This is a genomic window from Streptomyces dioscori (assembly GCF_003024195.1).
GTDB lineage: Bacteria > Actinomycetota > Actinomycetes > Streptomycetales > Streptomycetaceae > Streptomyces > Streptomyces dioscori.
The window spans coordinates 146,682-163,728 of the sequence record NZ_KZ679048.1 but is presented as its reverse complement, the minus strand read 5'-3'; the positions used below and the strand labels follow the sequence as shown (position 1 = coordinate 163,728).

The following is a 17,047-nucleotide window of genomic DNA, read 5'->3' as shown; positions in this document are numbered from 1 at the left end:
ACGCACCACCGGCCGGACGCACCACCTGCCCGACACGTCACCGACCGGACACGTCACCGGCCGCAGGGTCCCGCGTGGTCGCAGTACGGCTGGAGGCGGCTCTGTCCGCAGCCGCACAGCATGGCCCTGGTCTCGGCGCGCGCACCCTGCGGCGTGTCCACACTCAGCTCCCCGCGCACGGTCAGCTGCCCGGTGGCACTGCGGGTGATCGTGGTGGGCCGGTCGGGGGTTTCCGTCCCGCCGTCCACGAGTTCGTACCGGAGCGCGCCCGAGGGACAGCGCCGCACGACCTCCGCCAGGCGCTCGGCCGTGGCGGCATCCGGCTGGATCCACGGCCGCTTCGCCGTGTCGAACACCTCGGGCAGGCCATGGACGCATTCGGCGGCATGGAGGCAGCGCCCGGCCTCGAAGGTCACCGTGATCGACTCCGCCCGGTACGCCTTCCGCTCGGGTGCGCCGTCCATACCCGCCTCCACTGCCGCCGTTGCTGCCGTGCTCGGCTTCTCAGTCACTGACCCTGCTGCGGGACTGGTACAGCAGGTCCTGGTACTCGGGGTGCCGGTTGATCCAGCCCGCGAAGAAGGGGCAGGTGGCCAGCACCCGCAGGTTCGCGGCGCGGGCCTCGTCCAGGGCCGTGCGGGCCAGCGCGGACCCGACGCCCGCGCCCTCGTACGCCGCCTCGACCTCGGTGTGCACGAACGCGACGAGCTCCGTCGTACGGATGTACTGCGCGATGCCCGCCACCTTGGACTCGCCGTCGACGCGGGCCTCGTAGCGCTTCGCCTCGGGTGCGTCGATCACTTCGACCGTCATGTGTCCTCCTCGTGTGGCCTGGGGCCCGATCTCGCTCGACTCGGACTCGGTGAAGTCCCGTCGGCCGGGACATCAACCTAGCTCCCTCAGGTTGATGCATCAACTTAACGGCAGGCGACCTCACCGGGTGACGGCGCCGCCACCGCCAGTGGATGAGGCCTCAACGACGTCGCTAGACTCGGTTCATGGACGCACCGCCGCGCTGGCTCGACCCGGAAGAGAAGGACGCCTGGGACAGCTTCATCCGCATGCACGAGAAACTCATAGGGCGGTTGTCCCGCCGCATCCAGGCCGACTCCGGACTGTCCGCCTCGGACTATGTCGTACTCGTCAGCCTCACCGAGCGGGGCGGCGGGCGGATGCGCTTCCTGGATCTGGCCAAGCTCGTGGAGTGGGAGAAGAGCCGCATGTCCCACCAGGTCACGCGGATGGCCAAGCGCGGGCTCGTGGCCAGGGAGGAATGCCCCGACGACGGACGCGGCGCGTTCATCGTCGCCACCCCGGCCGGGCACCAGGCGATCGAAGAGGCCGCGCCGCAGCACGTCGAGCACGTACGCCGCCTGTTCATCGACGCCCTGACCCCGAGCCAGCTCAGCACGCTCGGCCGGCTCAGCGAGCGCGTCCTCGACCACATGGAGCGGCAGCCGGACTGACCGGCGCACGCGCGGGGATCCTGGATCACGGACCGGACGTCCAGCCGTACCCACCTTGTCACGATCTGGTTGACACGACAACCAAAGCGGTGTCATGTTTGCGCCTCGACTGGATCGGCGGAGGTGGCGTGGGTGGCCACCGCACCCCGACACGACGAAAGCGTTGGACGAGTGAACACGATGGATGTCTCGCAGATCGAGTTCGGTATCGACAGCTTCGGGGACCGGCCCCGCAACGACCAGAGCATGATCCTCTCGCCCGCGCAGGCGATCCGCGCCGCGGTGGCCGAGGCGGTCCTCGCCGACCAGGTCGGCATCGACGTCGTGGCGTTGGGCGAACACCACCGACCCGAGTACGCGATCTCCAGCCCCGAGACGGTACTGGCGGGCATCGCGACGGCCACGAAGCGCATCCGGCTCGCCTCGGGCGTGACCGTACTGTCCTCGGACGACCCGGTGCGGGTGTTCCAGCGGTTCGCCACGGTCGACGCGCTCTCCAACGGCCGTGCCGAGGTGATCCTCGGACGCGGTTCCTTCACCGAGTCGTTCCCCCTGTTCGGGTACGACCTGAAGGACTACGAGGTGCTCTTCGAGGAGAAGATCGAGCTGTTCCATCGCCTCCTGGACGAGGAGCCGGTCACGTGGGAGGGCACCACGCGCGCCGCCCTGCACGAGGCGGACGTGCACCCGAAGACCGACTCGGGACGCCTCAGGACCTGGGTGGGAGTGGGCGGGACACCGCAGTCCGTGCTCCGCACCGCTCAGTACGGTTTCGGGCTCATGCTCGCCATCATCGGCGGCGCCCCCGACCGGTTCGCGCCCTACGTGGAGCTGTACCGGAGTGCCAGTGCCGAGTTCGGCACGACCGCACAGCCGGTCGGCATGCATTCGCCGGGCTTCGTCGCCGCCACCGACGAAGAGGCCAAGGAGCTCTTCCACCCCGGGTACAAGGAGATCCGCGACCGGATCGGGGCGCAGCGCGGCTGGCAACCACTCCGCCGGGAGGAGTTCGACGCCGAGGTGGACCGCGGGTCGCTGTACGTCGGCTCGGTCGAGACCGTGGCGACCAAGATCGCGCATGCGGTCCGGGTGCTCAACGCGGGCCGGTTCGACATGATCTACTCCGCCGCCGGGACCGTTTCGGCTTCCGCACGCCTCCGGTCGGTCGAGTTGTACGGCACCCAGGTCATCCCCCGGGTCCGCGAACTCCTGGCCGAGCAGCCCGCGGGTACGGCAGGCACGGCGGGTACGGCGAAAGCGGCGGGAGCGGCCCGATGACCGATCCCGTCACCACCACCATCGGGATTCTGGGAGCCGGGAAACTCGGCACCGTCCTGGCTCGTCTGGCGGTCGCCGCCAGCTATCGGGTCCTGATCTCCGGGTCCGGTGACCCCTCCAGGATCGCGCTCACCACCAAGATCCTCACCCCGGGAGCGACCGCCGTGTGGCCGGCCCAGGCCGCGGGCGCCGCCGACGTGGTGGTCCTGGCTCTCCCCCTCGGCAAATACCGCGACCTCCCGGTTCCGCAGCTGGAGGGAAAGCTGGTCATCGACGCGATGAACCACTGGTGGGAGGTCGACGGCCCCCGCGCCGCGGTCCTTGCGCCCGACACCTCGTCGAGCGAAGCCGTTCAGCGGTTCCTGCCGGGCGCGCGTGTCGTGAAAGCCCTCAACCACATGGGCTACCACGACCTCGAAGACGAGACCCGCCCGGCCGGCGTCCCCGGACGCAAGGCCATCGCGATCGCCGGCGACTCCCCCGGGGATCTCGCCGTCGTGTCCGCGCTGATCGACGCACTCGGGTTCGACCCGCTCGCGATCGGCGACCTCGCGGCGGGTGTCCGGCTCGAACCCGGGACCCCCGCGTTCGGGGCCGATGTCGACGCCGACCGGCTCCGCACGCTCACGGCTGCTCCCGCCCCCGTCCCTACCTCTGCCTCTGCCTCTGCCTCTGCTCCTGCTCCTGCTCCTGCTCCTGCTCCGACAAGGCTTGTCGGATGACGCAGGAATTAACCGGCAGCTTCGGTGCGTCCCTGACGGTCGAGCTCGATCCCGCCGCCCCGATCAGCTCCTACCACGTGAGACGCGCCGACGGGACACCCGTGGGCACGGCCGACTTCGTCGTCGTATCCGGCGTACGCGAGGAGCGGATCTTCTTCCATACCGATGTGTGCCAGGACTTCGGGGGACGTGAACTGGTGGAGCTTCTGGTGAGCAAGGCGCTCACCGACAGCATTCACGAGGCTGCCACTGTCGTGCCGTTGTGTCCGATGTTCGCCCGGCATCTGCGGGTGCATGGTGACGCGTTCGTCGCGAGGGGTGGGGAGTTCCGTCAGCCGACAGCCGACGACATAGGGGTCATCACGCGCGCCACGCTCGGCGAAGCGTGACGCGGGAGGCGGGAGGCGGGAGGCGGGAGACCTGAGAGCTGAGGCGTTCGGAGCAGGTTGACCCTCGACCTTGTCGAGGGCTCAGAGTCCCGGGTGTGGAGAACGAGATGCGCAGTATCGGGGAGATGGCCCGGGACGGTGGGCTGAGCGTGAGTGCGCTGCGGTTCTACGACCGTGCCGGGGTGCTGGTTCCGGCCTGGGTGGACCCCGTCAGCGGTTATCGCTGGTACGAGCCCGCGCAGTTGGAGGAGGCCAGGCTGCTGGCCCGGTTGCGCCGGGCGGCCATGCCGTTGGCGGACATCCGGCTGGTGCTGGCCGGGTGGGCGGGCGCGGACACCGATCTGGTGCGCGGGCTCCTTGAGGCCCACCTGCGCCGTCTCGAACTGGGGCTGTCCGAGGCCCGCGGTGAGTTCTCCACGCTCCGAGCCCTACTCGACCAACGGGAGAACCCCTTGACCTCGCTCCGTACCCCCACCGCTGCCGCTGCTGCCGCTGCCACCCGGGTGTCCGCGTCGACGCTGGAGCTGGCCGCGGCGCTGGACACGGTCCGTTTCGCGGCCGGCTCCGACCCGGAACTGCCGATGCTCGCCGGCGTCCTGTTCGACATCGAAGGTGACGGCATCCGTCTGGTGGCCACCGACCGCTACCGGATGGCCGTCGCACGAGCGCGCATCGCCGGGCACGACGGGCCCCGGACGCAGGTGCTCGTGCCTCTTCCGCTCGCCGACGCGATGCGGGCGCTGCTGACCGGCGGCGAACGTGTCCAGCTCGCGGTGGACGGTGACCGCGTCACGCTGGAGGCCGGGGACCGGCAGACCGCCGGGCAGGTCCTCGGCCATGAGTTCCCCGACTACCGTCGCCTCGTCAACCTCCCGGCCGGTCGCCGGGTCCGCATCGATACGGAGTCCTTCCGCGCGGCGCTGGAGAACGGTCCTGTCCGCACGAGTGAGGCCGGGGAGGCGGACCGCGAGCCCCAGGACCTCAGTGTGCTCAGGGTGACGGAGGACGGAAACGTGGTCGTGTGCGACGAGGGTGACCACGGTGCCGACGATCGGGACAACGTCGGTGTCAATCGCGAGTACCTGCTGCACGCGCTCACCGCCGGGGCCCGGGACGAGCTGGTCCTGGAGCTGGGTGCGCCGACGGCTCCGCTCGTGATCCGCCGGCCCGACGACGAGGACGCCTTCTCGCTCCTGATGCCGGTCCGACTGGAGAACTAGGCTCCGTGTCCGCCGACCTGCTGAGCAGGTCGGCGGACAGGTCGGCTTCGGCTTCGAGTCAGCCGGTGTGCGGGCAGTTGCCGCGGTACTCCTCGATGGTCGTGCTCGCCGCGGGCAGCGGGCACAGGAACTGTTCGTAGCGGGTGTCGTTGTCGATGAACCTCTTGAGCCACGACAGGCTGTACTTCGCGACCGTGGTGTTGGACGAGGTCGGGGCGGAGTGCGAGGCGCCGTTCAGCTCCAGGTACGCGCGGTTCAGCCCGGACGGCAGGCTGGTGTAGAAGGGTTCGGCGTGCGAGGACACCGGCGCGACCGTGTCACCGTCCGCTCCGACGATCAGGGTGGGCGTCTGCACCTCGGGCCAGGTCTTGTCCGTGTTCCACGGCGTGAGCGGGACGGCGGCCTGCAGCGACGGCCGGTCCTTGGACGCTTCGAGCGAGCCGCCGCCGCCCATGGAGTGCCCCATGACACCGAGCCGGGTGCTGTCGATCCGGGTACGTACGCTGCTGCTCTGCGTCAAGTAGTCGAGCGCTGCCAGCAGTTGGCCACCGCGGGCGGCCGGCTGGTCGAGGGTGCTGAGGGTGTCGATGGTGATCACGACGAAGCCCTGGGAGGCCAGTCTGGGGCCGAGCCACGACACCGACGACTGCGAGGCGGTGAATCCGGGCGAGATCGCCACCGCTCCGAACGTGCCGTCGCTGGTGCTCGTCGGGTAGTAGACGGTCCCGCCGCCGAAACCGCTCACGCTGGACCGGGACACGGTCGTCTGCGAGACGGCGTACGAGCCCCTGGCGGCCTCGATGCTGGCGTTGGTCGGCGCCGGTCCGCGCTCGTACGGGTTGTCCGCGGCGTCGGCGACACCGGTGAGGGAGGTGGTCAGACCGGCGAGCAGTGCGGCCGTGGCCGACAGCGCGGCGAGCCGGCCGCGCAGTCGGCGGCGGGGCGCCCGCTCCGCCCGCGCGGAGTAGGTGGGTACGGAGGTGGATCTGGGTGTGGGGGATGCTTGCACGATCGGTCCTTTCACCAGGTTCCGTGGGTGACACGGGAGCGGTGACTCCGGTGGTGCGTGCCCTGCGCATGGCTGGTCGGGCGTGCCCGTGGCTGGTCGAGCCCCGGCCTGCCCGGCCGTGTCCGACGCGAGTCGAAGGACGCGGCGTCACGTCACGGAAGCAACGAGGTTGTCTCGGATGGCGCGTTGGGGCGGTGCACGGTGCTGCGTGCGAAATGAATCCGAAGGACGACCTGCGACCGGGCCGTGGGGGCCCGAACCGCCTGAAGCAGCATCACCATAGAGCCGCTCCGGCTCCACGCCATCGGTGATATCGCCGGTGTCGTCGACGGCTGCGGCGTAGTACGGCGTATTACGCGCACTCGCTCAGCCGCGCGGCGGGGCGGAGGACACTGGTCGCCAGAGGTCCTCCGCGTAGGTCTCGACGAGGAGCAGACCGCGACCCGAGGTCTCGTCCGTGGGCTGTGGTGTCGTGGCCTGGCGGCACCTGCTTGAGGTGCGTACGTCGCGGAACGTGGAAGTCCAGGTCATGCCTGCCGAGTGCGGGTTCCACCCGGGCCTGAACGGGCCGTTCGTGGTGTTGGAGACCAAGGAGCACCAGCACCTCGGCTACATCGAGTCCCAGGAAGTCGGGTCCGTCGTGCACGACCCCGCAGTGGTCAGTGCCTTCGGGCTGCGGTATGGAAAGCTGCGGTCGCGGGCTCTGAACGGCGTCGAGTCTGCGCGGCTCATCGAACGGCTGGTTGGAGAGGCATGAGCGTGGAGCAGGCATCCGTGGACGGGCTGCGCTGGTTCAAGAGCAGCTACAGCGGTTCGGACGGCGGCAACTGCGTAGAAGTGGCTGCCGGGCCGGAGGCTGTGTACGTTCGGGACTCGAAAGTCGTGAGTGACGCGGCCGTACTGCGGGTCGGCCGGGGCGATTGGGCCGCTTTCATAGGCGGTTTGGCGCGACCCCTCGTTGGCTAGGGTGACAAGGGTGGCCTTAGACACCGATACCCGCCCGACGCCCGCGGTGCTGCCCCAGTCGTTGCGCGCGGGGCTCGGGGTGATCGCGGTCCTCGCCGCCCTCGTCGTCGCCGCGCTCGGCGTCATGTACGCCGGGCACACCCAGCCTGGCGCCGTGGACCGGTGGTTCGTCGAGCCCACGGACGACAGCGTCCGGGCGCCATGGCGGGGTGTCGCGCTCGCCGTCGACTTCCTCGGCGAGCCCGTCGGAGCGGCGGCGCTCATCCTGGTCGCCGTGGCGGGCTGTCTGCTCCGTCGGCGAACTCGCGCCGCCGTGTTCGTCGTGGTCGCGGTCGGCGTCACCGTCGTGGTGGCGACACTCCTCAAGTCGCTGGTGGGGCGCACCATCCACGGCCCCGACAACCTGTCCTACCCGAGCGGGCACACCGCCTTTCTCACGGCGCTCGCGGTCGTCGTGGCGCTGCTCGCGGTCGGCCGGTCCGGTCTCGGCCGGGCGGGCGGCATGCTGCTCGTGCTCGCCGCAGGACTGGTGGCGGGCGCCGCCATGGGTTGGGCGCAGGTCGCCCTGGGCGCGCACTATCCGACCGACGTTCTCGGCGGCTGGTGCAGCGCGTTCACAGTGGTACCGGCGACGGCCTGGGTGATCGACCGGGCGGGCGACCGCCGTCGCCCGCCCGGTCAGCCTGAGCACCGCTGACGTCGTGTGCTGTCACGCCAAGCGGCGGAACACCGGCTTCACCGGGCGTCCGGTCAGCCAGGGTGTGGGGTCGCCCGCGTCCAGCGCCTTGCGGTACACCGCGCACGCCTGGGCCACCACGTCCACGGTGTGGTCGATGTCGGTGTCGGTGAGCGCGCTGCTCACCACGAACGACGGGGCGAGCACCCCGCCCGCCAGGAGCCGGTGCAGGAACAGGGTGCGGTACTCCTGCGACGGCTGCCCCTTCTCGTCGAGGGTGGCGAAGACCAGGTTGCTGGCCCGGCCGCGTACGACGACGTGGTCGCCGACGCCCATACCGGCCGCGGCCTCGCGGACACCGGCGGCCAGCCGCTCGCCGAGGGCGTGCAGTCGCGCGGTGATGCCCTCTTCGACGTAGGTGGTGAGGACCGCCATGGCCGCGGCCAGTGAGTGCGTCTCCGCGCCGTGGGTGGTGGACAGCAGGAACACCCGCTCGCCGGAGTGGCGCAGCCCGCCCCGCTCCATGAGGTCGCGGCGCCCGGCCAGCGCGGAGACGGCGAACCCGTTGCCCAGCGCCTTGCCGAACGTGGAGAGGTCGGGGGTGACTCCGTACAGGCCCTGGGCGCCCGCCTCGGACCAGCGCAGGCCGGTGATCATCTCGTCGAAGATCAGGACGCAGCCGTGCCGGTCGGCCAGTTCGCGCAGGCCGGCGAGGTATCCGGGCGGCGGTTCGGTGTGGGTGGCGGGTTCGAGGATCAGGCAGGCGATCTCGTCCTGGTGCCGGGTGAGCAACTCCTCCGTGGCAGCCAGGTCCCCGTACGAGAATGCCACCGTGAGGTCGGTGGTCGCCGCCGGGATGCCGGCCGCCATGGGTGTGGTGCCTATGAACCAGTCGTCCGTGGAGAAGAAGGGGTGGTCGCCGCAGATGGCCACGCGCGGGCGGCCGGTGACCGCGCGGGCGAGGCGTATCGCGGCGGTGGTGGCGTCCGAGCCGTTCTTCGCGAACTTCACCATCTCGGCGGTCGGCACGGTGGCCAGGAAGCGTTCCGCCGCCTCGACCTCCACGACGGACGGCCGTACGAAGTTGCTGCCGCGGTCCAGTTCGCGGCGTACCGCCTCGATCACGCGCGGATGGGCGTGGCCGAGACTGACCGACCGCAGACCGGAGCCGTACTCGATGTAGCGGTTGCCGTCGACGTCCCAGACGTGGGCGCCGCGGCCGTGGTCGATGACCGGCGCCAGGTGCTCGGGGTACTGGTCGTCGCCCTTGGCGTACGTGTGCGCGCCGCCGGGGATCAGGGCGTGCAGCCGCTCGTTGGCCAGCCGCGACCGGGGCAGGGAGAATTCCGACCCCATGTCTTCGGTGTCCACGCTGCCTTCAATGTCCTCGGTGTCCACGGTGGCTTCAGCTCTCTCTCTGCTTCAGGACCTCGGCGAGGCTCGGCGCCTCCCGGTCCCGCTGGGACATCGAGGTGGGGGGCAGTGGCCAGGGGATGCCGAGTTCGGGGTCGTCGAAGGCGATCGTCACGTCCTCGGCCGGATCGTGCGGGCGGTCGATGCGGTAGGAGGTGTCGGTGGTCTCGGTCAGCGCCTGGAAGCCGTGCGCACAGCCCGCCGGGATGTAGAGGGTCTTCTGCGTCTCGCCCGACAGCTCGAACGACGCCACGTTGCGGTATGTCGGCGAGTCCGGCCGCAGGTCCACGACGACGTCGAAGATCTCCCCGTACGAGCAGCGCACGAGCTTGGCCTCGCCCGCACCGGAGCGCAGGTGCAGGCCACGCAGGACGCCCCGGACCGAGCGGGACACGCTGTCCTGGATGAAGGCGTTCGGGTCCAGGCCCACCGAGCGGACCACGTCGGCGTCGAAGGTGCGGCAGAAGAAGCCGCGCTCGTCGGCGTACGGCGTCGGCTCGAACAGGTACGCTCCGGCGATCGCCGGGACTTCGGTCGCTTTCATGAGGCCTTCCGCAGGGCGTGTGCAGGGTGGGCGGCCGGGAACAGGGCCGCGGTCAACGCGGTGAACTGGTGGTCGAGTTGGCGGGTGGCCAGCAGGTTCCGCTCGGTGAGGGTCCGCCGGACCTCGGGCGCGCTGCGCTCCAGCTCCCGGAACTGCCGCAGGAGCCGGTCGGCGTCGACCTCGCGGGCCGGGTGGCAGTACGCGTCGAGACCCATGCGGCCCATCAGCGCGTCGCTCTTCGCCGCGTAGCTGAGGGCGAGCGTCGGTGCGCCGACCTTCAGCGCGCAGACCAGGTTGTGGTAGCGGGTCGCCACGACGGTGTCGGCCGCCGCCATCTCCTTCATCAGGTCGGCAAGTGAGGACGCCTCGGAGGCGGTGACCAGCGGTGAGTCCACCGCGTCAAGGATCGCGGTGACCACCGACGCGTCGCACTCGTCGCCGGTGAGCAGCCGGACCGGTCTGCCGTCCTCGGCCAGCGCGCGGACGACCTGGGTGGTCCCGTCGAGGTAGCGGCGGTGGATCTCCTCGGCGCGGGCGCGGTCGTCGTTGCCGCCGTGGAAGTCCATGACACCGACGCAGACCGTACCCGGGCCCGGGGTGTCCGAAGGCTGTTCCGAGGACGCCCTCGGCTGCGGTGCGGGCTGCGGCGTCGGCAGGGCGAACGCGAGGTCCGGGTAGACCTCGTCGCGCGCGGTGTCCACGCCCATCTCCCGCAGCGCCTCCCGCGAGAGGACGTCCCGGTACGACCGGTACGCGGCCAGCCGCGCCGACCAGCGCACCAGGGCCCGGGTGGGCCGGTCGGCGATCGCGGCGGCGCCGACGCCGACCAGCGCGACCCGCGTGCCGAACACCCTGCCGCTCGCGCAGAGCAGGAAGAGGGAGTACGGGAAGCCCCACGGCCGCAGGGGCAGCGTGGCCTCCAGGACGCCCATGCCCGGCACGATCACCACGTCGTGGCGGCGCACCCAGGCGGCGGTGCGGAAGACGTCGACGAGCTTGCCGAGGCCCTTCCCCGCGATCGCGCCCAGGCGTGACGCGGTCCGGTACTCGCCGCGGTACCAGTGCAGCCGCGTCGCGGGGATCCCGTACCGGGCCTCGACGACCTCGGGGCCCCCGCACAGCGCGTCGACGGCCGCGTCCGGGTGCGCGGTACGGAGGTAGCCGAGTACGGCCTCCAGCGATCCGTCGTTGCCGAGGTTGCCGGAGCCGAGCAGGCCGAACACCCCTACCCGCACCGGGGTTTCGCCCCCAGGCGCCCCAGACATCCCAGGCACTCCGGACGCGCCGGGCACCCCGGTTTCGGGCTTCATGCCCGCCTGCCCTCGCGGCCGGCGACGACCGCGTCCACGGAGACGTCGTAGCGGCCCGGGTCGACCGGAGCGCGGTCCTCGACCCGCTCGCCGGTGCCCGGCCGGGCCCGGCTGGTCATCCACGAGGCCAGATGGCGGTAGCAGGCGCGCCGGTCGGCCGGGGACAGCGGCGCCCGCCGGATCGACGAGGCGAAGCCCCAGACGTACTCGGCGAGCAGCCGGGGCGTCGGGTGTAGGAGACCTGCCCGGCGCGGGTCCAGATTGACGCAGCGGGAGCGCTTGGAGGGGTTCGCCCGCTCGGCGCGGGTGGGGTGGTCGCGGCGGAAGTACAGCAGCTCCGGCACCTGGTGGAAGGGGCCGTGCAGGGTGATCTCGGCGACGAAGGTGCGGTCCGCGTGGTGGTAGCTGTCGTGCGGCTTCACCCGGCGCAGCATGTCGGCGCGCATCACTCCGTAGAAGTCGTCGCCGCCGGGCTCGAACAGCAGGCTGCGGAAGCGCTCGGGCGCGTGCGGCGAGTCGGTGGCCAGCCCGTACTCGTAGGGGACCTTGACTTTGCCGTCCTCGTCGATGACGGCCTGGCCGCTGTGCGCGAGGACCACGTCGGGGCGCTCGTCCAGGGCCTCGACGCAGGCCTTCAGCAGGTCGCGGGCGTACAGGTCGTCGTGCGAGGCCCACTTGAACAGTTCGCCGCGGCACTCGGTGAACACGTAGTTGTGGTTCGGCGCGGCGCCGATGTTCCGGGGCAGCCGGATGTACCGGATGCGCGCGTCCCGAGCGGCGTACTCGCGGCAGATGTCCTGGGTCCCGTCGGCCGAGGCGTTGTCGGAGATGACCAGCTCGAAGTCCTCGTACGTCTGGCCGAGCAGGGCGTCGAGCGACTCGGCGAGGTACTCCTCGCCGTTGTAGACGGGCAGGCCGACGCTCAGCCTGGGGTGGGCGGTCATGAGGTCCTCACTTCGGGAATGGGATGGTGGGCGCGCTCGCGCAGCGCGGACCGCAGTTGGAGCCACCAGACGGCCGAGGCGCAGACGGTCGCGGCGGCGACGCCCCAGGCCGAGCCGACCGTGCCGGCCAGGGCGGCTCCGCCGAGGCCGCCGCCGACATAGCAGGCGGAGGCGAAGAGCTGGCAGCGCAGGCTGCGGCGGGCGGCGGCGAGCGCGCGCAGCCCGGCCGCCGCGCCGCTGCCGAGTCCGGCGCCCGCGACGCCGAGCGTGGCGGGCACGATGAGCTGCGACGCGGAGTTCCAGACGTCGCCGAGCACGAACTCGCCCGCCCGGTCCGGCATCAGCAGCAGGGCCGCGCCCCACAGCAGCGCGGCGACGGCCTGTCCGCCGCCGAGGAAGAGGCAGAACTTGGCCAGCCGGTGCGGGGCCCGCCGCAGGACGCGGGCGGCCTCCGCGACGGTGACCAGGGAAAGGCCCATGAGGAGGGCGAGGAACGGGCCGAGGAGCAGTTCCGCGCCCCGGACCGCGCCCACCGCGCCGACACCGACGATCGCACCGAGCCCGTACGCGCGCAGTTGGCTGGCCCCGCTGAGGCTGACGTTCTCCACCAAGTACCGGTAGCCGAGGTCGCGTTGCTCGCGCAGCCAGCCGCGTGCCTCGGCCGGCCGGGGCCGGATGCCGGACTGGAAGCAGCCGTAGACCGCGGCCACCGCGGCGGACGCGCCCCAGGCGAGGACGAAAGCGGCGACGGTGTCCACGCGGGCCGCGATCACCATCGCCGGGACGAGCGCGACCCCCCACACGAGGTCGTTGAGGAACGCCTTCCGGCCGGCGCCCGCGGCGAAGAACGCGAACCGCCAGGCGTCCTGGAGGAGCAGCGCGGGCAGGACGACACCGAGGGAGAGGAACGCCGGTCCCACGCGCCCGCCGAGGCCGAGCCCGACCAGCAGGCACACGGCGCCGAGGGCCGCGCCCACCCCGAGCGCGGCGCCCGAGGAGCGGGCCGCCGCCGCCCGCCACGACGCCTCCGGTACGCCGCTGAAGCGCACGACGAGCGGGTCGGTGGCGAGCCCCCGGGCGACGTTGAGCACCACGCCGTAGGTCAGCCAGGCCAGGCTGAACACGCCGAACGCGGTCAGTCCGAGCGAGCGTGCCACGTAGATGCCCACCGCGAAGTTGGTCATGCTGGAGGCCGCCTGGTCGGCCAGTCCCCAGGACAGCCGTCCGACGATGCCCTTCCTGGCGGACTGCTCGGCGGACCGGCCGCCGTCAGTGGCCCGGTCCGCCGGTACCGGCGTGTTCTCCCCCTCGGTGGCCAACGGCGTCATGCCTTGATCAGCCCGGCGCCGTGCAGGGCGTCGGCCGCGACGACGACGGTGTCGAACGGCAGCCCCGCCCGTTCGGCGACGTCCAGCAGGCTGTGCTCGCCGTCGGAGAGGCTGAGCACCCAGAGCATGGCCATCTGGGCCTGCTTCGCGTCGCTGCGGCCACCGAGCGAGTCGTACAACCCGCGCCGTCCCAGCTGTGGTTCGCCGTAGGGGCTGAGGTTGACGTAGCTGCGGTTGCGGTCGAGCACGCCGAACGCCTCGCGGCAGACGGCGAGGGTGTCCTCCATCGCCTCCGGGGTGACGAAGTCCGGGTTGTCCCCCGAGGTGTGGTACTCGGGGTATCCGGCGTACGGGGTCCGGCTGAGCGAACCCACGCCGAGGTTGAACCCGGGTGAGCAGTACTGCCGCTCGTCGTAGCCGTACGGGGTGAACTCGTGGATCCGGTGCGGGCGTTCGGACGCGGTCAGCACATGCCGCAGCACGCGGTCGATCTCCGCGTCGCCGCGCCTGCTCTGCTTGTAGTTCAGCTGACCCGAGTCACCCGCACAGGCCAGTACGAGCCCGTGCTTGACGCGCTCGATCCGCTCGGCGTTGCGGGCCAGCCAGCTGATCGCCCCGACGGTGCCGGGCGCGAAGATGAACCGGTAGGTGTAGTACGGCGTCTCCTCGGCCAGTTGTCGCGCCAGGAACGTCGCCACCGCGACGCCCGCCAGGTTGTCGTTGGCCAGCGACGGGTGGCAGACGTGGCAGGAGACGATCACCTCGTCGGAGACCTGCCCCGGCACGACGTGCTCGGCGTAGGTGAGGTGTCCGTCGGCGAGCGTCGAGTCGATACGTACCTCGTAGTCGCCGTCCGGCAGCCCGTCCAGGATCTCCTGGGACAGGCAGAAGCCCCACTTCGGCTCGTAGTAACTCGTGCGGTAAGGAACCAGGTTCGGCTGGTCCGGCAGCGTGTACAGGTGCTCGCGCAACTCGGACAGCGGCATGGTGGCGGACACCGGCACGCTGTAGCCGAGCACGTGCAGGCTGGACGCGGCGAAGTCGACGACCCGCCTGCCCGTGCCGTCGGCGATGTAGGCGTCCCGGATGTTCCACTCCTGCGGGACCGTCCAGTCGAGCACCTGCGTCCCGGTCGGCACCTCGTGCACCTGCAGAGGAACGTGCTCATTGACGATGTCCAGGGTGGCGCGCACCCCGTCGCCCGTGATGCTCCGGCAGAGCGGGTACAGCCGCTCCACCAGCGCGTGCATCTCCTCACCGGGCGTGCTCATCGGCGCCACCGCAGGGTGTCGTCGACGGAGCCCGCCTCGGAGGCCGCGCGCAGTACGGCGAGGCGGGTGAAGCGCCGGTCGAAGTCCTCCTTGGTCAGCCCGTGTTTGCGGTAGGCGTCGGCGAGTTCGTGGGCCCCCTGCTTGACCGTCCACTCGCATTCGAAGCCGGGGATCGCGGCGCGGAAACGGGCGAAGTCCACGCGGTACGAGCGGGGGTCTGCGCCGTTCTCGCCGGTGATCCGCACCTTCGCGCCGGACACCGCCTCGGCGACCTGGTCGGCGATCTCGGCGACCGTGACGTTGTTGACCTCGCTGCCGATGTTGAACGCGCGGTCGTGCACGGCCTGTCGGGGCGCGGTCAGCGCGGCCGTGAAGGCGCGGGCGATGTCGGCGGCGTGCACCAGCGGGCGCCAGGGCGTGCCGTCGGAGAGCACCAGCACCTCGCCGGACAGCAGCGCGTGGCCCACGAGGTTGTTCAGCACGATGTCGGCGCGCAGCCGGGGCGAGTAGCCGAAGGCGGTGGCGTTGCGCATGAACACGGGGCTGAAGTCGTCGTCGGCGAGTGCGTGCAGGTCGTCCTCGACCCGAACCTTGGACTCCGCGTACGGCGTCACGGGGCGCAACGGGGCGTCCTCGGCGACGAGTTCGCCGCCGCCGGCCGCGCCGTAGACCGAGCAGGTGGACGCGTACAGGAAGCGCCGCACCCCGGCCTCGCGGGCCAGCCGGGCCAGTCGTACGGAGGCGTGGTGGTTGATGTCGTAGGTGAGGTCCGGCGCCAGCGCTCCCAGCGGGTCGTTGGAGAGCGCGGCCAGGTGGATCACGGCGTCCACGCCGGCCACGTGCTCGGCCGTGACGTCGCGCAGGTCCACCCGGTGCCCCCGCGGGTCGTCGGGCTGCGGGCCGAGGACGCAGTCGGCGAACAGGCCGGCGTCGAGACCGACGACCTCGTGCCCGGCGGCGGCGAGGACCGGGGCCATCACGGTGCCCAGGTAGCCCTGGTGGCCGGTCAGCAGTACGCGCAAGGTTCATTCCCCCAGTGGTGAAGTGCCCGGGTCACAAGTGCCCAGGTCGAGCGTGAGTTTGTGGACGGCGAACGCCTCGGCGTAGCGGGCGTGGCATTCGATGCCGCGGATGCGTGCGAGGCCGAGGAAGGCCTCGCGGTCGTACCAGGGCCGGTGGCGCTGCGAGGGATAGTGCTCCTGCAGCAGCCGCACCTTCTGTTCGGCGGTGTCCGGCGTCAGCGGCTGGTAGGCCGCCATCCGGCCGAGGTCGCCGTCCCACTTGACGATCTCGTAGCCCAGTACGAGGTGGTCACGGAAGGCGGTGGGCAGCAGTCGCGCCAGGCCGCGGTGGTCCTGGTGCGCGTCGTCGGTCCGCGGTGCGAGGACCAGGTCCGGGTCGGTGCGCGCGCGCAGTTCCTCGACGGCGGCCTTGGCCTCCTCCCACTGCGCGGGCAGCCGGCCGTCGGCCAGTTTGAGCACGGTCAGCCGCAGGTCGGCGCCGGGGCAGAAGGCTTCGAGCGCGGCCCGTTCCTCCTGTTCGCGTTCGCTGCCGCCGCCGGTGAGGACCAGGGCGTCGACGCGCAGGCCGGGCCGGGCGAGGCACATGGTCAGCAGGGTGCCGCCGGCGCCGATGGCGATGTCGTCGCAGTGCGCGCCGACCGCGACGATCCGGTCCAGGCGTCCGGACCCGAGGCCGATCACGCGCTGCCCACTCTGGTGCCCGCCCGTGCGCCGTCCTGTTCCCAGACGGCCCAGGGGCGGTCGCCCCGGGCGTAGGCCTCGTCGAGCGCGGCCTTCTCCTTGACGGTGTCGGTCGGCTTCCAGAAGCCGCGGTGCTGGTGCGCCACCAGCCGTCCTTGCTTGGCCAGTTGGGCGCAGCCGTCGGCGACCAGGTCGCCGCCCTCCGGGATGTGGTCGAAGATCTCCTGGCGGAGCACGAAGTAGCCGCCGTTCTCCCACAGCGGCATGTCGCTGACCGCGGTGATGCCTCCCACCAGGCCGTCCTCGCCGAGGTCGACGCAGTGGAACGAGGACTGCGGCGGCACCACCATCATCGACGCGCCCGCGTCGCGGCGGGCGAACTGGTCGATCATCTGGGGCAGGGGTGCGTCGGTGAGCACGTCGGCGTAGTTGGCGAGGAACATCTCGTCGCCGTCGAGGTGGTGCCGTACCCGGCGCAGCCGCTCCCCGATCGGTGACTCGATGCCGGTCTGCGCGAACGTGATCGTCCAGTCGGCTATGTCGGTGGACAGCAGCTCGGTCTGTCCCTGGCGCAGGACGAAGTCGTTGGACGTGGTCTCCTCGTAGTTGAGGAAGAAGTCCTTGATGTGGTGGGCCCCGTAGCCGAGGCACAGGATGAACTCCGTGTGTCCGAAGTACGCGTAGTAGCGCATGACGTGCCAGATCAGCGGCCGGGGGCCGACCATGGCCATCGGCTTGGGCGTGTCGTCGGAGGCTCCGTTGCGCATGCGCAGTCCGTAACCGCCGCAGAACAGAACGACCTTCATGC

At 71.3% G+C, this 17,047-nt stretch carries 20 protein-coding genes and 1 pseudogene; 8 read left to right on the top strand and 13 right to left on the bottom strand.

Features of this window, described 5'->3' with window-relative positions; genetic code table 11:
• Nucleotides 1-53: 53 nt before the first annotated feature.
• Nucleotides 54-464, bottom strand: a complete 411-nt coding sequence (locus C6Y14_RS26585; RefSeq protein ID WP_107019355.1) for a (4Fe-4S)-binding protein — start codon at nucleotides 462-464, stop codon at nucleotides 54-56.
• Between the two features lie 40 nt (nucleotides 465-504).
• Entirely contained in the window at nucleotides 505-813 is a 309-nt protein-coding gene (locus C6Y14_RS26580) for a GNAT family N-acetyltransferase (RefSeq protein ID WP_107019354.1), read from the bottom strand.
• A gap of 185 nt (nucleotides 814-998) precedes the next feature.
• Between C6Y14_RS26580 and C6Y14_RS26575 the strand changes: the two genes are divergently transcribed.
• The 5 genes from C6Y14_RS26575 to C6Y14_RS26555 all read left to right on the top strand — a co-directional run bounded on the left by C6Y14_RS26575 (nucleotide 999) and on the right by C6Y14_RS26555 (nucleotide 5,075).
• Nucleotides 999-1,466 (top strand): MarR family winged helix-turn-helix transcriptional regulator, encoded by a 468-nt coding sequence (locus tag C6Y14_RS26575; protein WP_107019353.1) that lies wholly within the window; start codon nucleotides 999-1,001, stop codon nucleotides 1,464-1,466.
• A 180-nt stretch (nucleotides 1,467-1,646) separates the two neighbouring features.
• On the top strand, nucleotides 1,647-2,744 hold the full coding sequence (locus tag C6Y14_RS26570; RefSeq protein ID WP_107019352.1) for an LLM class flavin-dependent oxidoreductase: 1,098 nt from the start codon (nucleotides 1,647-1,649) through the stop codon (nucleotides 2,742-2,744).
• Nucleotides 2,741-3,466 (top strand): NADPH-dependent F420 reductase, encoded by a 726-nt coding sequence (locus C6Y14_RS26565; RefSeq protein WP_107019351.1) that lies wholly within the window; start codon nucleotides 2,741-2,743, stop codon nucleotides 3,464-3,466. The genes C6Y14_RS26570 and C6Y14_RS26565 overlap by 4 nt, the downstream gene beginning before the upstream one ends.
• Complete coding sequence (locus C6Y14_RS26560) at nucleotides 3,463-3,855, top strand: N-acetyltransferase (RefSeq protein WP_107019350.1); 393 nt, start codon at nucleotides 3,463-3,465, stop codon at nucleotides 3,853-3,855. Before C6Y14_RS26565 ends, C6Y14_RS26560 begins: the two co-directional genes overlap by 4 nt.
• Nucleotides 3,856-3,962: 107 nt before the next feature.
• Complete coding sequence (locus tag C6Y14_RS26555) at nucleotides 3,963-5,075, top strand: DNA polymerase III subunit beta family protein (RefSeq protein WP_107019349.1); 1,113 nt, start codon at nucleotides 3,963-3,965, stop codon at nucleotides 5,073-5,075.
• Nucleotides 5,076-5,133: 58 nt separating this feature from the next.
• Here the strand turns inward: C6Y14_RS26555 and bdeA are convergent, their stop codons facing one another.
• A complete protein-coding gene (gene bdeA, locus C6Y14_RS26550; RefSeq protein WP_199854880.1) occupies nucleotides 5,134-6,006 on the bottom strand; it encodes a bis(hydroxyethyl) terephthalate hydrolase in 873 nt (290 codons plus the stop codon).
• A 444-nt stretch (nucleotides 6,007-6,450) separates the two neighbouring features.
• Nucleotides 6,451-6,615 (bottom strand): hypothetical protein, encoded by a 165-nt coding sequence (locus C6Y14_RS44610; RefSeq protein ID WP_199854883.1) that lies wholly within the window; start codon nucleotides 6,613-6,615, stop codon nucleotides 6,451-6,453.
• On the opposite strand from C6Y14_RS44610, the pseudogene C6Y14_RS26545 reads away from it, so the two are divergent.
• The 3 genes and pseudogenes from C6Y14_RS26545 to C6Y14_RS26535 all read left to right on the top strand — a co-directional run.
• Nucleotides 6,563-6,841: pseudogene (locus C6Y14_RS26545) on the top strand (Scr1 family TA system antitoxin-like transcriptional regulator); the annotation flags it as partial. The gene C6Y14_RS44610 and the pseudogene C6Y14_RS26545 sit on opposite strands and share 53 nt — an antisense overlap.
• On the top strand, nucleotides 6,838-7,050 hold the full coding sequence (locus C6Y14_RS26540; protein ID WP_107019348.1) for a DUF397 domain-containing protein: 213 nt from the start codon (nucleotides 6,838-6,840) through the stop codon (nucleotides 7,048-7,050). The pseudogene C6Y14_RS26545 and the gene C6Y14_RS26540, both read left to right, overlap by 4 nt.
• 10 nt (nucleotides 7,051-7,060) lie before the next feature.
• On the top strand, nucleotides 7,061-7,747 hold the full coding sequence (locus C6Y14_RS26535; protein ID WP_225891290.1) for a phosphatase PAP2 family protein: 687 nt from the start codon (nucleotides 7,061-7,063) through the stop codon (nucleotides 7,745-7,747).
• 12 nt (nucleotides 7,748-7,759) lie between these two features.
• Here C6Y14_RS26535 and C6Y14_RS26530 read toward each other — a convergent pair whose 3' ends face one another.
• The 9 genes from C6Y14_RS26530 to C6Y14_RS26490 are packed head-to-tail and all read right to left on the bottom strand — an operon-like array spanning nucleotide 7,760 to nucleotide 17,045.
• Nucleotides 7,760-9,097: a glutamate-1-semialdehyde 2,1-aminomutase gene (locus tag C6Y14_RS26530; RefSeq protein ID WP_107019552.1), complete on the bottom strand. Its 1,338-nt coding sequence runs from the start codon at nucleotides 9,095-9,097 to the stop codon at nucleotides 7,760-7,762.
• 34 nt (nucleotides 9,098-9,131) lie between these two features.
• Entirely contained in the window at nucleotides 9,132-9,683 is a 552-nt protein-coding gene (gene rfbC, locus C6Y14_RS26525; protein WP_107019347.1) for a dTDP-4-dehydrorhamnose 3,5-epimerase, read from the bottom strand.
• Nucleotides 9,680-10,948 carry a polysaccharide pyruvyl transferase family protein gene (locus C6Y14_RS26520; protein WP_107019346.1) on the bottom strand — a complete coding sequence of 423 codons (1,269 nt, stop codon included), beginning with the start codon at nucleotides 10,946-10,948 and terminating at the stop codon, nucleotides 9,680-9,682. The genes rfbC and C6Y14_RS26520 overlap by 4 nt, the downstream gene beginning before the upstream one ends.
• Before the next feature lie 41 nt (nucleotides 10,949-10,989).
• On the bottom strand, nucleotides 10,990-11,937 hold the full coding sequence (locus tag C6Y14_RS26515) for a glycosyltransferase family 2 protein (protein ID WP_107019345.1): 948 nt from the start codon (nucleotides 11,935-11,937) through the stop codon (nucleotides 10,990-10,992).
• Nucleotides 11,934-13,256, bottom strand: a complete 1,323-nt coding sequence (locus tag C6Y14_RS26510) for an MATE family efflux transporter (protein WP_404828839.1) — start codon at nucleotides 13,254-13,256, stop codon at nucleotides 11,934-11,936. Before C6Y14_RS26510 ends, C6Y14_RS26515 begins: the two co-directional genes overlap by 4 nt.
• Before the next feature lie 5 nt (nucleotides 13,257-13,261).
• Entirely contained in the window at nucleotides 13,262-14,536 is a 1,275-nt protein-coding gene (locus tag C6Y14_RS26505; protein WP_107019551.1) for a DUF4910 domain-containing protein, read from the bottom strand.
• Complete coding sequence (locus C6Y14_RS26500; RefSeq protein ID WP_107019343.1) at nucleotides 14,533-15,558, bottom strand: NAD-dependent epimerase/dehydratase family protein; 1,026 nt, start codon at nucleotides 15,556-15,558, stop codon at nucleotides 14,533-14,535. The genes C6Y14_RS26505 and C6Y14_RS26500 overlap by 4 nt, the downstream gene beginning before the upstream one ends.
• A gap of 3 nt (nucleotides 15,559-15,561) precedes the next feature.
• Nucleotides 15,562-16,239 carry a PIG-L deacetylase family protein gene (locus tag C6Y14_RS26495; RefSeq protein ID WP_107019342.1) on the bottom strand — a complete coding sequence of 226 codons (678 nt, stop codon included), beginning with the start codon at nucleotides 16,237-16,239 and terminating at the stop codon, nucleotides 15,562-15,564.
• Nucleotides 16,236-17,045 (bottom strand): glycosyltransferase family protein, encoded by an 810-nt coding sequence (locus C6Y14_RS26490; RefSeq protein ID WP_107019341.1) that lies wholly within the window; start codon nucleotides 17,043-17,045, stop codon nucleotides 16,236-16,238. Before C6Y14_RS26490 ends, C6Y14_RS26495 begins: the two co-directional genes overlap by 4 nt.
• Nucleotides 17,046-17,047: the final 2 nt, after the last annotated feature.

Excerpts from the sequence above, each read along its gene's own strand:
- C6Y14_RS26585 (WP_107019355.1), bottom strand. The coding sequence starts at position 464 with ATGGACGGCGCACCCGAGCGGAAGGCGTACCGGGCGGAGTCGATCACG.
- C6Y14_RS26580 (WP_107019354.1), bottom strand. The coding sequence starts at position 813 with ATGACGGTCGAAGTGATCGACGCACCCGAGGCGAAGCGCTACGAGGCC.
- C6Y14_RS26575 (WP_107019353.1), top strand. The coding sequence starts at position 999 with ATGGACGCACCGCCGCGCTGGCTCGACCCGGAAGAGAAGGACGCCTGG.
- C6Y14_RS26570 (WP_107019352.1), top strand. The coding sequence starts at position 1,647 with ATGGATGTCTCGCAGATCGAGTTCGGTATCGACAGCTTCGGGGACCGG.
- C6Y14_RS26565 (WP_107019351.1), top strand. The coding sequence starts at position 2,741 with ATGACCGATCCCGTCACCACCACCATCGGGATTCTGGGAGCCGGGAAA.
- C6Y14_RS26560 (WP_107019350.1), top strand. The coding sequence starts at position 3,463 with ATGACGCAGGAATTAACCGGCAGCTTCGGTGCGTCCCTGACGGTCGAG.
- C6Y14_RS26555 (WP_107019349.1), top strand. The coding sequence starts at position 3,963 with ATGCGCAGTATCGGGGAGATGGCCCGGGACGGTGGGCTGAGCGTGAGT.
- C6Y14_RS44610 (WP_199854883.1), bottom strand. The coding sequence starts at position 6,615 with ATGACCTGGACTTCCACGTTCCGCGACGTACGCACCTCAAGCAGGTGC.
- C6Y14_RS26540 (WP_107019348.1), top strand. The coding sequence starts at position 6,838 with ATGAGCGTGGAGCAGGCATCCGTGGACGGGCTGCGCTGGTTCAAGAGC.
- rfbC (WP_107019347.1), bottom strand. The coding sequence starts at position 9,683 with ATGAAAGCGACCGAAGTCCCGGCGATCGCCGGAGCGTACCTGTTCGAG.
- C6Y14_RS26520 (WP_107019346.1), bottom strand. The coding sequence starts at position 10,948 with ATGTCTGGGGCGCCTGGGGGCGAAACCCCGGTGCGGGTAGGGGTGTTC.
- C6Y14_RS26515 (WP_107019345.1), bottom strand. The coding sequence starts at position 11,937 with ATGACCGCCCACCCCAGGCTGAGCGTCGGCCTGCCCGTCTACAACGGC.
- C6Y14_RS26505 (WP_107019551.1), bottom strand. The coding sequence starts at position 14,536 with ATGAGCACGCCCGGTGAGGAGATGCACGCGCTGGTGGAGCGGCTGTAC.
- C6Y14_RS26490 (WP_107019341.1), bottom strand. The coding sequence starts at position 17,045 with ATGAAGGTCGTTCTGTTCTGCGGCGGTTACGGACTGCGCATGCGCAAC.